Raw genomic sequence first — 13,624 nt, 5'->3', positions numbered from 1 at the left:
CTTCTGAGGATTCACTCTATGGACGAGGAATCGCGGTTCTCCATGACTTCCACTCATCTTCTGCTTGAGGGTATAGGTAGAAAGACTGATCTTCGCTTGCCACAGGCTGAAGTTCACTCGTCGGTGGCGTTGAGAAGGTAATTCCGCCTCTTAATAAACTGTCTACCGTTCCTGCTTTGATGTTTGCACCAGAGAGGCCGATAGAAACATCGACACCCGACACGTTCCAGAACACAGTGTTTGCGCGGATCAGATACGCGTAGTCAGGTTCTATTTGAATCGTAGAGATGATGCGGTCAGCAAACTCGCCTAGTTGAACATCGATAACACTACCGATTTCTAGCTCACGGAATAGGATAGGCGTGCCTTCAGACACCGAGCCTCTCGTTTCGCTTTGTAGCTGGAATATCTTGCCTTCAGGCTGCACTGGTCCTTTGCTAAGCTTAAATTTCGTACTTCTGTCACCATTGCCCGGATCTACGTTGATGTGCTTAGAGAGAAGCGCAGAGACGTTTTTGATGCCATTAAGGCCGATCTCAGGTTCTGCCAACCAGAAGTGACTGTTCGCCACGGCAATCTTGTCAACGTACTCAGGTAAGATTCGCGCGGTAATTTCAATGCCGCCTTTATTGAAGTTAGGGATCACCAAAGTGACCTCACCTACAGTGACACCTTGGTATTTGATCGCCATACCCTTGCTGACTTCTTGATCGCCAGAAGAGGTAATCGTAATCGCGCGGCCAAATTTTCGCGCGGATTTAGAATCTTTGTACAGCTTCCACACATCACCAAGCTTATTGTCTATACCGGGAAGAGAATCAAAAGCAATACCACCTTGAATTAGCGTTTTAACGGGTGCCGCTTTAATACTAATACCCGATAGCGAAGCATCAATCTCAACGCCTGAGCGGTTCCAGAAAACGGTATGTTTATTGAGTAAGTGCGTGTAACGATTTTCGATCGTGACTTTGATTCTTACACCACCGTCGGCAAGCTGAAAATCCGAAATGCTACCCACTTGTAGGTTACGGTAGAGTAGTGGGCTGCCTTTAGAAATTGAAGGTAACTCACTAGCAAATAACGAAAGCGTCTTTGAGCCTGACTGATTAAACTTAGCGATTTCTGCTAACGACTTGCTTTGGAAAAGCTGGTAGTCAGTTCGAGCTTCAGGTTTACCTTCACTCACAAAGCTGATCGAGCCAGTAAGAAGCTGTTTTGCCGGTGGAACAGTAACACTTAGACCTGATTCGGTCAGCTCTGCGGTCGCACTGCCTGTCACAAAGAAACGGTTGTGGCTTTTGATTAGGTGCGCATATTCGTTATCGATAAGCGCATCCATAAACACTTCGTGCTTGTCAGAGCCAGTGCCAACACCATCAACTAAGCCAACTTGAATGATAGAGCCAACGGCAATGCCTTTGTAGAGCAGTTGTGTACCGACATCCAATCCGAATGAATTGTTCGATGTTAAGCGAATCGCGACTGACTTTTCTTGTTCCTGACTGAACTCGTTTTTACGAATCGCAGTAAATCGACGCGCCTTTTCACCTTCGCCCGGTACCAAGGTTAAAAAGTTACCTGTCACTAAGTTGGCAATGTTTTTCATGCCAGTCAGCGACAGTTCGGCCTCTTCTAGAACGAATTTACTGCCGCTGTTTAAAAAGTCACTGAATGCCGGTTGAATAGCGGCAGATGCGACGACGTTTTCACGCCCTTCACTTAGCGATAAATCAGTGATTTGACCGATTTCGATGCCGCGATACATGATCGGAGCACCCGTTGCACTGATCTTGTTGTCATCTGGTACGGCGATCTTGATAGAGATACCTCGACCGGCGGTTTTCAAATCTGGGTAGAGTTTGAACTTAGTATTCATCTCAACCGGTTGACCTTCTCCCGGAGAGTCAACCGCAATTGAACCGCCAAGCAATGCACTTAGGCTCTCTAAGCGAACATCAACACCAGAAAAACCAATACTGGCACCTAAACCACTGACATTCCAAAAACGGCTTTGGTCTGTGATTATATGGCTGTACTCATCTTTAATTGACGCTTGAATCGTAACGGATTTAGCGTTGTCGTTTAACTGGTAGTTGTAAACCTCACCGATTGGGATTTTACGGTAAACGATTTGAGAACCAACAGACACGCCGCCCAGATCTTTGGTCGTGAGTGAAATATTCAAACCTTCAGAAGCCAGTAAGTCAGAAGGGGAGGATTCTAAGGCTTGGAAAACGGTTTCTGGGTCTTGTTTGGTTTCGCTCGGGTGGATAGCAATATAGTTACCTGAAACAAGTGCGTCTAATCCTGAGATACCCGACAAACTTGCTGTCGGCTTTACAAGCCAGAAACGAGTGCCTTTTGAGAGTAGCTTCTTCGCTTCAGGGTAGATGTCAGCATCGACATAGATGCTCGATAGATCTTTGGATAAAGTGATGTCACGCACCATACCCACCTCTAAGCCTTGGTAACGAATTGTTGTTCGACCTGCGACTAAACCTGCGGCATCTGAGAAGTATATCTGCACACGTTGCCCTGCATCGTGTATCGATTTCATGACCAACCAACCGGCTAAGGCGACGGTTAATATCGGCAGAATCCACAAAGGTGAAATGCCTTTGTTTTTCCTTACTTCTGGTGAATATGACGTTTGTGATTGGTTATCGTTGTTCATTCACTGACTCATCTTTAGAGGTGTAGTTATCCCAAATTAGCCTAGGATCTAAGCTTTCCGCTGCCAGCATCGTGAGAACAACAACGACACCAAAAGCGACTGCACCATAACCTGGTGTAAAGTTTAAAATCTGTCCACGGTCGACCAAGGTCATCATGATCGAAATAACGAACAGATCCATCACCGACCATTTTCCCACCCACTTCACAATGAAATAGATGGTCATGCGCTGCCTGTGGTAAACCGCGCGCTTCATCTTGATACAAATTAGGATGTACGTTAGGCCAAGTATTTTCGCAACAGGCACGACGATACTGGCAATAAAAATGATCGCTGCGATGCCATACATATCGCTATTGATCAGCGAAGCGACACCAGAAATTATCGTGTCTTCTAACCTTTGTCCGTTTGTAATAAGGATAGAAATAGGAATAACGTTGGCTGGTACGATAGCCACTGACGCAGCAAACAACAGAGCCCATGTCTTCTGTATAGAGTAGGGCTTACGGTGATATAAGTCATGGTGACAACGTACGCAAGTATGACCTTCAGGTTGAGAAAGATGGCAGTTGTGACAGTGTACGTTCTTACTTTCTACAAAAGAGTAATCAGACTCTTGAGCCCAAGCTTCCCAATAGCGACGCACACTGATACGGCTTACCAGTAATACACTGAAAAGCTGCAGTAAAATCAATCCAACTAAACCAGGGCCGACAAAAATATCTGAGTAATCCTGCAGTTTGAAGCATGAGACAGCCAAACTTACCAGAAATACATCCAACATCATCCAATGCTTTAATGTCTGGATGATGGATAACGCATACCTAAATGGCGTGAAAATCTTAAAGCGCAGTGCTGCATGAGTGACGAGCACAGAGGTACAAACGAGTAACGGGGCGATCGAACTGCAGAATAGGATGAGTAGGCCCAGTAGAGGGAAGCCTTCACCCATTAAAGTAAAGACACCTGATGGTAACGTCGCAGGTATCATGACGCCAATCAGACGAATACTGATAAATTCAAAAAAGTGTGAGGGGATAAATAGCAATAAGCAGGTAATCGCGATTGCTAGGTTTCCAGACAGGCTAGGTGTACCGCCTCGGTAAAGCTGGGTGCCACACCTTGGACAATATGCGGATTTCCCCAGAGGGATATCCATTTTATCAACGGGGAGTTCACAGCCCTGACAAAGGCGTACAGAGCTGCTATCGCACTGGTGCCCGGTTCTTAACGGAGACTTAGTTGCTAACGGAGACTTAGTTGTCAACGGAGACTCAGTTGTCAACGGAGACTCAGTTGACAACTGGTGCTGAGTCGATAAAGAGTTGGTTTCGGATGGGGAGGTCACGCGACCTCCCAAGTTGAAACACTAATCAGACTTTTAAGCTGATTTAAATGCCTAGAACTACACTGATTTAAGTCCCTAGAACAATAAACATCAGGCGTGCGATTGCACACTGCCATAGAGTGTTTGATATAGTCCTTGTTGTTCAACCAATTCACCATGCGTTCCCGTCTGTGTGACTTGCCCATCTTCTAAAACATAGATTAGATCGGCCTGTTTCACCGCTGATAATCGATGAGCCACTATCAAAGTTGTGCGATCTTTCAAAAACTCGCTTAGTGCTTTATGCAGTGCTGACTCTGTTGCTGTATCCAGTGCAGATGTCGCTTCGTCAAGAATAACAAACTTAGGATTACTCAGCACCATGCGGGCGATCGCTAAGCGTTGTCGTTGACCGCCAGACAGTCGAACGCCATTCCTACCAATTTGCGTATCCAAGCCATTACTCAGCTGTTTGATAACATCTTGCATTTGAGAGACTTCAAGCGCCCGCCACAACGACATTTCATCGTATTCAGCACCAAGGGTCAGATTATGCCTTAATGTATCGTTAAAGAGTATAGGTTGTTGTAAAACAACGGCAATTTGACTGCGTATTATGTCAAAGCTGATGTCGTCCGTTGTTTCACCATTAAAGCGTATACAACCAGAGTCGGCTTGATAAACCCCAATTAACAACTGGATCAACGTTGATTTACCACCACCGCTTGCACCCACTAGGGCGACTTTTTTCCCTGCTGGAATGTGTAGCGATAGCCTGTTTAAAACAGTGTTTTCTAATGTGTAAGAGAATGTAACGTCTTCAATGTCGACTGTCACTTCTTTATGGTCATCAAAAGGGTTTACCTTGCTAACAGGGCGATGTTCTTCTTCTAGTTGCAGTAGGTAGTTAATACGTTGCAGCGCTGCTTTCGCGCTATACCAAGAGAATTGAATCCCTAGCAATTCTTGGACAGGGCCTAACATGAACCATAAATAGCCGAATACCGCAAAAATCTGACCTATCGTCAAGTCACTGAACAACACCATTAGCATGGCTACGGCTCGGAACAGTTCGAAACCTAATAAGAACAGTAGAAACGAAACACGGCCGGCAGCTTCCGATTGCCAAGCGTATTTATCAGCATCGATTCTTACTTGGTTTGCTTGAACTTTAAGTTCATCAAGAAAGATACGCTCCTTATTAGCGGCTCGGAGTTGATAGATGCCATCTAAGGTTTCCACTAAGCGATTCTGAAAACGCTCAAAAGACTGGTTCTCATATTTTTTGAGGTGTTTAACTCGGCTGCCGAGTTTACGAGAAAAATAAATAACAACAGGATTGACCAGTAAGATAAATAGCCCAAGTCGCCACTCTAACCATAGTAGGACGATAGCGGTTCCGAATACCGTTAAGAAACTGATGATAAATTTAGAAAGGGTCGAGCCAATGAACTTATCAATGGTCTCTATGTCTGTAATTAGGTGAGCATTAATACCGCCGCTGCCCTTGGTCTCATATTGTCGGATGCTAATGCGGCCAAGTTTATCGATCATCTTGCTACGCATCTGGTAGGTGATCGTTTTGGAAACCAAAGTAAATTGGCGACCTTGTAGAATATTCAGCGCTTGGCTGGCCGAGCGCATTAAGATAACCAAGAAGAGAGTAAGCGCAATATAACCAGTTGGCGTTTGCAATGAGACTGGAAGTAGATGATTCATCATCTCTAACCCTGAAGCTGGCTTATCAAGCAAAACTTCATCGACCATGAGTGGCATAAGCAGAGGGATAGGGACGCTTATCAGGGTTGCAATAATGGCAACAAAGTTAGCAAACAGTAATTTGGACTTGTGTTTTTTTACTTGAGTTATCAACCAAGAACGGCTAATAGTGTCTTCTGAATTGTTCATTGTAATGAGAATAAGTCCTATTTAGTTTGATGGCCGCATTTTACTGCGTTCTCTTGATAATGGAAGTCTCAATTTAATTGGAAGTTAATATGAAAATAGAACATTACCAACGCTTAACCAAACAAGCCGTTGCATTAATTGAATCTGAAACCGATCTAATTGCAAATCTTGCAAACATTAGTTCATTATTATTCATGGAATTGGATGAACTGAATTGGGCAGGTTTCTATTTAATCAAGCAAGACCTAGCTAAGGAAAAAGACGAACTAGTGCTGGGTCCATTCCAAGGTCAACCTGCTTGCGTTCGAATTCCGGTAGGGCGCGGTGTGTGTGGAACTGCGGTTGCAACAAATACAGTTCAGCGTATTCATGATGTGCATGAGTTCGAAGGTCACATCGCTTGTGACGCTGCAAGTAACTCAGAAATCGTTATTCCATTCTCTATCGATGGCAAAGTTGTGGGCGTTCTTGATATCGATAGTCCAAATATTGGTCGTTTTTCTCAAATTGATGAAGACGGATTGACATTTTTTATGGCTGAAGTGGAAAAGGTGCTTAATTCGCACGCGAACAAGGCATAAATTATTCTCTTACTGTGGTTTTTCCCAAGCATCTCTCTATAATACGTAAAAATATTTTCTTAATGCTCGCGGAAAACCGCAAAAACCAGGAACCCACATGGAAAACACTGAAAAGTTAAAAAACAGCAAAGAAGTTATCGCATATATTGCTGAATGTTTCCCTAAATGCTTTACTCTAGAAGGTGAAGCAAAACCACTTAAAATTGGTATTTTTCAAGATCTTGCTGAACGTCTAAATGAAGACGAAAAAGTAAGTAAGACTCAGCTTCGTGCAGCGTTAAGACAGTACACATCATCATGGCGTTACCTGCACGGCGTAAAAGCTGGCGCAGATCGTGTTGACCTAGACGGCAACACGTGTGGAACGTTAGAAGAAGAGCACGTTGAGCACGCTAAAGCTACACTTGCAGAAAGCAAAGCGAAAGTTCAGGCTCGTCGTAAAGAACAAGCACAGAAAGCTCGTGAAGAAGGCAAAGCGAAAGCTAAGGCGAAGAAAGCTCAACAGCCTCGTCGTCAAGCGCCTAAAGCACCGAAAGTAGAAAAGCCTGTAGAAACACGCGCTTTGAACGCTGACGAATTCATCGCTGGCAAAGAAGTAAATGTGAACATGGGTACAGGAAACATGGCTGCGACCATTGTTGAAATCAATAAGGAAGATGTGCGTGTTCAGTTAGCAAACGGCCTACAAATGGTTGTTAAAGCGGAGCACTTGCGCGCTTAAAGGAGATACTCCTACGCATGAAATGCCGTTCAAAATTGACACTGATTGCTGCTAGCTTTTGTCTAGCAGCTTCAGCTCAGGCTCTTGAAGCCAAATTAGATCAGGACGATTTACCTTTACTCGTTCCTGAGGCCCAACACGAAACTGCTAGTAAACGTGTTACTTCTCGATTTACTCGTTCTCACTATAAACACTTCAATCTCAACGATGATTTCTCTCAAGCTATCTTTAATCGTTATTTAGAGATGCTGGATTATAATCGTAATATCTTCACTCAAGCTGATATTGACTCTTTCTCCTCATCATCTGTTCAAATTGATGATCAGCTGAAAGCGGGTAATAACCAGATTGCTTTCGATGTTTATAATCTTTCTATGCAGAAGCGTTTTGAACGTTTTCAGTATGCGCTGTCTTTGCTAGACACTGAGATTAAGTTTGATACCGATGAAAGTATTGAGCTCAATCGCAATGAAGCGGAATGGCCGAAAGATATCGCCGAAGTGAATGAGCTTTGGAGGAAGCGTGTTAAATACGATGCGTTGAATCTAAAACTTACTGGTAAAGAATGGCCAGAGATTCAAGAAGTTTTGGAAAAGCGTTACAACAATGCGATGAAGCGTATCACGCAATCGCATAATGAAGATGCTTTCCAAATCTACATGAACGCATTTGCGCGTGAAGTTGATCCTCACACCAGCTACCTTTCTCCAAGAAATGCAGAGCAATTCCAATCAGAGATGAATCTATCTCTAGAAGGTATTGGTGCTGTACTTCAGATGACTGACGACTACACCGTTATTCGATCTCTCGTTGCTGGTGGCCCTGCGTCAAACAGTAAACAATTGAGCGACGGTGATCGTATTGTTGGTGTCGGTCAAGATGGCGAAGAGATTGTTGATGTTATTGGCTGGCGTTTAGACGATGTAGTGCAATTAATCAAAGGACCGAAAGGGACCAAAGTTAAGCTACAGATCCTGCCAGATGGTAAAGATGCAAAAAGTCACGTTGTCACAATTGTACGCGATAAGATTCGTTTAGAAGACCGCGCTGTTAAGTCAGAAGTTATCGAGAAAGATGGCAAGAAGATTGGTGTACTCGAAGTACCAAGCTTCTATGTTGGTCTTTCTAAAGATACAGACAAACTGATCACTGAGCTTAAAGGGCAAGGTGTTGAAGGGATTATTGTTGATCTGAGAAACAACGGTGGTGGTGCACTCACTGAAGCAACTGAACTCTCTGGTTTGTTTATCAAAGAGGGACCCGTTGTTCAGGTGCGTGATAGCTACGGTCGTGTCAAAGTGAACAGTGATACTGATGGCGAAATTAGTTACCAAGGTCCACTAACGGTATTGGTCAATCGCTACAGTGCTTCAGCCTCTGAGATCTTTGCGGCAGCGATGCAAGATTACGGTCGTGCAATCATCCTTGGCGAAAACTCTTTCGGTAAAGGAACGGTGCAACAACATCGCTCTTTGAATCATATCTATGATTTATTCGATAAAGAGTTGGGCTACGTTCAATACACAATCCAGAAATTCTATCGAATCAATGGTGGCAGTACGCAAAACAAAGGTGTAGTACCTGATATTGCTTATCCAACGCCAATTGATCCTGCTGATACTGGTGAAAGTGTTGAAGATAATGCTCTGCCTTGGGACAGTATTGATAAAGCAAATTACTCAGTGTTACAGCGTAACGATGAAGAAATAATTGCTTTGACTGCCCAACATCAAGCTCGCATTGCTACTGACATGGAATTCGGCTTTATCGCGCAAGATATTGAAAAATATAAGGCAGATAAAGACGATAACGACCTTTCTTTGAATGAAAAGGTACGTCAGCAAGAGAGCGATGATGCGGATACGCTTCGTCTAGATCGTATCAACCAACGTCAAAAAGCCGCTAAATTAGAGGCATTTAAAACGTTAGATGATATTCCTAAAGACTATGAAGCCCCGGATGCTTATCTTGATGAGTCTGTTGCTATCATGCTGGATATGATCAAGAAATAGAGCAAATACCTGTTAAAAGGTGATTGTTTAAAGATGCACAATTTAAAAAGCGGGCCTAGGCTCGCTTTTTTTGTGTCTATGATTTGACAGGAATACCTGATTGTAACCGTTGAGATTGTCGCAAAGAACACTCAATACTCAGGGTTATTTAGCTCTATTTTGCGTCGAATAATGACATTTAAGTTACTTTGCACTTAAAATTTAGTGACTTGGATCATATTTTTTCGCTTTCTATTCATTACGTGCCTAAGCTTAAAGAAAACGAGGGGGCGCTTATGAAATGGATTCTACTATTTTTATCTTGTTTAAGTTTTGTTGCTTTTGGGAGCGAGGTAGCTTCGAGCGATCAACAATCAAAAAGTGATAGCAATCTATCTCATTTTGACCTTCCTCTGTTACTTGGTGATTGGTATTTGATGAACCCAGATCCTGAACAAGGCACTGAAAATTTTAGAGCAATTAAGCTGACTCTCGACTCAAACTACTCTTTCTCTATTGATATTCAGAAGAAAGACTACAGTGTCGACCATTGGGAAGGTTTGTATAACGCCAATGAAGACACCATTATTTTAGGTTTGAATACTTCTGAGCCTCAGGTTTACGCTTACAGCAGTAATCACAATATGCTGAACCTTAACGGCGTTATGTTCACCAAAGCCTTGCCCAATGCCCTGGCAGGAATATGGTCAAGCGCAGAACTTTCCGGGAGCGATTTGCGTGCCAGTAACATTCAAAAAATGGATTTAGTGCTTCAGCCTGACTTTATCTTCATGTTCCGAGTGTCCGATGAAGAAGGGGGTGAAGTGATTCGTCGCGGAGTGTATTACACCGAAGGCGACCAATTAGTATTGCTGTATGAAAATGGCGAACACGGTACTCGTTACACACTGAACAGTGATGTGTTGACGCTTCAAGGTGAAGAAGGAGACATGTTTGCGGTGCTCAATCGCATTCGTTAAGCACTATATCTCGCCGTAAAGTCAGGCTCGTTGATAATATGGCTCACAGTTCATTTCTTAGCCGTTCCTGTCTGATTTGATTGATAAAATAGCAAAACATGGAGGCATTTTCCTACAATGCCTCCTTTTTTCAATAATCCTCTTGTGTTCTTGGCGCTCAACCTTTAGATATATACAGTTAAAATATAATTACGTATAACGATCAAAAGGAACCCGTCATGGCACATACACCTCAAGCCAAATATCGTAAAGATTATCAATCACCATCTCACACTATTTCTGAAATCGATCTTACTTTCGATTTGTACGATTCGGCATCCATCATTACCGCTGTTTCTAGTGTTAAGCAGGAGAAAGAAAGCTCGACATTAGTACTTGATGGTGAAGGCTTGAAGTTGGTGTCTGTTTTGGTAGAAGGTACGGAGTGGACGCAGTATGAGCAGTCTGAAACTCTACTTACTCTGAATGACCTTCCGAAAGAATTTACGCTAACGATCGTGACTGAAGTCGACCCTGAAGGGAACAGCGCTCTTGAAGGCTTGTATAAATCGGGTGGTGCATTCTGTACTCAATGTGAAGCGGAAGGTTTCCGTCGTATTACTTACTATATGGATCGCCCAGATGTGTTGGCGAAATTCACGACAACGGTCATCGCAGACAAAGCCGAAAACCCATTCTTATTAAGTAATGGTAACCGTGTAGATGAAGGCGAAGCTGAAAATGGTCGTCACTGGGTGAAATGGCAAGACCCACATCCAAAACCAGCGTACTTGTTTGCTTTAGTTGCGGGTGACTTCGATGTACTTCGTGACGCATACACCACACAATCAGGTCGTAATGTTGACCTAGAAATCTTTGTCGACAAAGGCAACCTCGATCGCGCAAACCACGCGATGGTTTCTTTGATTAACTCAATGAAGTGGGACGAAGAGCGTTTCAATCTTGAGTATGACTTAGACATCTACATGATTGTTGCCGTTGATTTCTTCAACATGGGCGCGATGGAAAACAAAGGCCTGAACGTATTCAACTCTAAATTCGTTTTAGCTAATGACCAAACCGCGACAGATACCGACTACCTAGGTATTGAAGCAGTAATCGGTCACGAATATTTCCATAACTGGACAGGTAACCGAGTCACTTGTCGTGATTGGTTCCAGTTGAGCTTGAAAGAAGGTTTAACGGTATTCCGTGACCAAGAATTCTCTTCTGATCTTGGCTCTCGCGCAGTAAACCGTATCAACAATGTTCGTATTATTCGTGGGCCACAATTCGCTGAAGATGCGAGCCCAATGTCTCACCCAATTCGTCCTGAAAAAGTGATAGAAATGAACAACTTCTACACGTTGACAGTATACGAAAAGGGTAGTGAAGTGATCCGAATGATCCACACATTGTTGGGTGAGGAAGGTTTCCAAAAAGGCATGAAGCTGTACTTTGAACGTCACGATGGCACGGCGGCAACATGTGAAGACTTCGTAGCGGCAATGGAAGATGCATCGGGTGTTGATCTGTCTCAGTTCCGTTTATGGTACAGCCAGTCTGGTACGCCGACGCTTTCTGTTGAAAGCCACTACGATGCAGGGAAAAAAGAGTACACGTTAACGACTCGCCAAGTAACAGCGCCAACTCATGAGCAAACCGAAAAGCAGGCTCTGCATATTCCACTAGATATCGAGCTATACACAGCGTCGGGTGATGTGATTGAGTTACAATGTAACGGTCAGCCAGTTCACAATGTATTAGATGTGAAAGAAGCGGAACAAACGTTTGTGTTTGAAAACGTTTCAGATCAACCGATCCCATCGCTACTTCGTGAATTCTCTGCGCCAGTGAAATTGGAATACGATTATTCAGATGAAGAGCTGATCTTCCTGATGGTGAATGCTCGCAATGAGTTCTCTCGTTGGGATGCGGGTCAAATGCTATTGGCTAAGTACATCCGCAGTAACGTTGAGAAGGTTCAACAAGGTCAAGAGTTTGAACTTTCAGCTTCTGTTGTTGATGCATTCCGTGGCGTACTGCTTAGTGATTCTTTAGAGCCTGCGTTTATTGCAGAGATGCTTTCTCTACCAAGTCATAATGAAGTGTCTGGTTGGTATGATCGTGTCGATATCGATGCTGTTGCATCTGTATTGAAAGCGATGAAAGTGACGCTAGCGAAAGAGCTCGAAGATGAACTTGCTGCGGTTTACCACAGTCACGCATTAACAGAATACACGATTGACCATGATTCAATTGGTAAGCGAACTCTGCGTAAAGTTTGTCTAAGTTACTTGGCTCATACTGAAAAGGGTAATGACTTGGTTGTCGCTATGTACCAGCAAGCAAACAACATGACAGACACAATGGCAGCAATGGGCGCGGCGAACAGTGCACAACTCCCATGTCGTGAAACTTTAATGGCGGATTACAGCGACAAGTGGAAACACGATGGTCTTGTCATGGACAAGTGGTTTGCTCTTCAAGGAACTAACCCAAGTTCAAACGCACTTGAAGTGATTAAGGCGTCTATGTCACACCAAGCGTTCAGTTTGAAAAACCCGAACCGTACTCGTAACTTGGTCGGTTCATTCTTAAACATGAACCCGGTTCAATTCCATGACAAGTCAGGACAAGGTTATGCGTTTGCTGGCGAGATCCTACGTGAGCTGAACAGCAGCAACCCGCAAGTGGCTTCGCGCTTGATTGACCCGCTGCTTAAGTTCCGTAAGTACGACGATGCCCGTCAAGCTCTGATCAGAAAAGAACTTGAGACGCTAAAGAACATGGACAACCTAGCAAAAGACTTGTTCGAGAAAGTGACGAAAGCACTAGAGGCTTAAGTTCGCGCTCATTCGGGTAACTGATTGCTAATAAGCGGTTTACTAATAAATTGTTTGCTACAACGAAAGGTCATCAGTGGTAGAGAATATCTACCACTGATTTTTTGTTTCTGGTTTATCGAATTTTCGATAAGCTAGAGCAGTTTCAAGCTCAGTTTCACCGTCAGACATCGAAAAGTGCCAAAAAACACCGGCACTGTATATTTATACAGGTATCGTATGAATCGCTATATTTTCCAACTTAACATCTCATATCAGCAGTTTTTGGCCAGCTATTCTGGTGCGGCAAGTAAAGTCCAAGTGATAACGACCACTGGATTACGCCTACAGTTACCTGCAACTCGGTTCAGACCTTTTCTTACACAAATAGGGGTTAGAGGGCAGTTTAGACTGACAACTGACCAAAAAAATAAGTTTATTAAGTTGGAAGCTCTGTAAACCTTGGCGTGCCTAGTGAGTTAAAAGGAATCTTAATCACATAATCAAACATTTCACCTCTTACCACCTCCAAAACAATTAACTATTTCTCAATAATGCTTTTACAATAAATGAATGCATTACCTTTGCTTAACTCGTTAGTAGAAAAGAGCTCAACGGCTCAATTCAAACACCAGCTT

Annotated in this window: 9 protein-coding genes; 6 read left to right on the top strand and 3 right to left on the bottom strand. The window is 43.5% G+C overall.

The window, feature by feature from the left end; translation table 11 throughout:
* Positions 1–16: 16 nt before the first annotated feature.
* The 3 genes from L3V36_RS17265 to L3V36_RS17255 all read right to left on the bottom strand — a co-directional run bounded on the left by L3V36_RS17265 (position 17) and on the right by L3V36_RS17255 (position 5,909).
* Positions 17–2,674, bottom strand: coding sequence for an MlaD family protein (locus tag L3V36_RS17265; protein ID WP_004733625.1), 2,658 nt, complete (start codon positions 2,672–2,674; stop codon positions 17–19).
* Positions 2,661–4,034, bottom strand: coding sequence for a paraquat-inducible protein A (locus L3V36_RS17260; protein WP_102448280.1), 1,374 nt, complete (start codon positions 4,032–4,034; stop codon positions 2,661–2,663). Before L3V36_RS17260 ends, L3V36_RS17265 begins: the two co-directional genes overlap by 14 nt.
* A 78-nt stretch (positions 4,035–4,112) precedes the next feature.
* Positions 4,113–5,909 carry an ABC transporter ATP-binding protein gene (locus L3V36_RS17255; protein WP_208775669.1) on the bottom strand — a complete coding sequence of 599 codons (1,797 nt, stop codon included), beginning with the start codon at positions 5,907–5,909 and terminating at the stop codon, positions 4,113–4,115.
* A gap of 89 nt (positions 5,910–5,998) precedes the next feature.
* Here L3V36_RS17255 and L3V36_RS17250 point away from each other — a divergent pair, with 89 nt between their 5' ends.
* The 6 genes from L3V36_RS17250 (at position 5,999) to L3V36_RS17225 (ending at position 13,445) form a co-directional block, all read left to right on the top strand.
* Positions 5,999–6,490, top strand: coding sequence for a GAF domain-containing protein (locus tag L3V36_RS17250; RefSeq protein WP_017077212.1), 492 nt, complete (start codon positions 5,999–6,001; stop codon positions 6,488–6,490).
* 97 nt (positions 6,491–6,587) lie between these two features.
* Positions 6,588–7,211: an RNA chaperone ProQ gene (gene proQ / locus L3V36_RS17245; RefSeq protein ID WP_004733641.1), complete on the top strand. Its 624-nt coding sequence runs from the start codon at positions 6,588–6,590 to the stop codon at positions 7,209–7,211.
* Positions 7,212–7,228: 17 nt separating this feature from the next.
* Positions 7,229–9,223: a carboxy terminal-processing peptidase gene (prc, locus tag L3V36_RS17240; protein WP_004733642.1), complete on the top strand. Its 1,995-nt coding sequence runs from the start codon at positions 7,229–7,231 to the stop codon at positions 9,221–9,223.
* A gap of 275 nt (positions 9,224–9,498) precedes the next feature.
* Positions 9,499–10,182 carry a hypothetical protein gene (locus tag L3V36_RS17235; protein ID WP_004733643.1) on the top strand — a complete coding sequence of 228 codons (684 nt, stop codon included), beginning with the start codon at positions 9,499–9,501 and terminating at the stop codon, positions 10,180–10,182.
* A 218-nt stretch (positions 10,183–10,400) separates the two neighbouring features.
* Positions 10,401–13,007: an aminopeptidase N gene (gene pepN, locus L3V36_RS17230; protein WP_102448278.1), complete on the top strand. Its 2,607-nt coding sequence runs from the start codon at positions 10,401–10,403 to the stop codon at positions 13,005–13,007.
* 219 nt (positions 13,008–13,226) lie between these two features.
* Positions 13,227–13,445, top strand: a complete 219-nt coding sequence (locus tag L3V36_RS17225; protein WP_004733645.1) for a DUF2835 domain-containing protein — start codon at positions 13,227–13,229, stop codon at positions 13,443–13,445.
* Positions 13,446–13,624: the final 179 nt, after the last annotated feature.

The sequence above is a fragment of the Vibrio sp. G-C-1 genome (assembly GCF_021728015.1).
Taxonomy (GTDB): domain Bacteria; phylum Pseudomonadota; class Gammaproteobacteria; order Enterobacterales; family Vibrionaceae; genus Vibrio; species Vibrio splendidus.
Note: the sequence above shows the minus strand (reverse complement) of the source record. Positions and strands in the feature narration are given on the sequence as shown.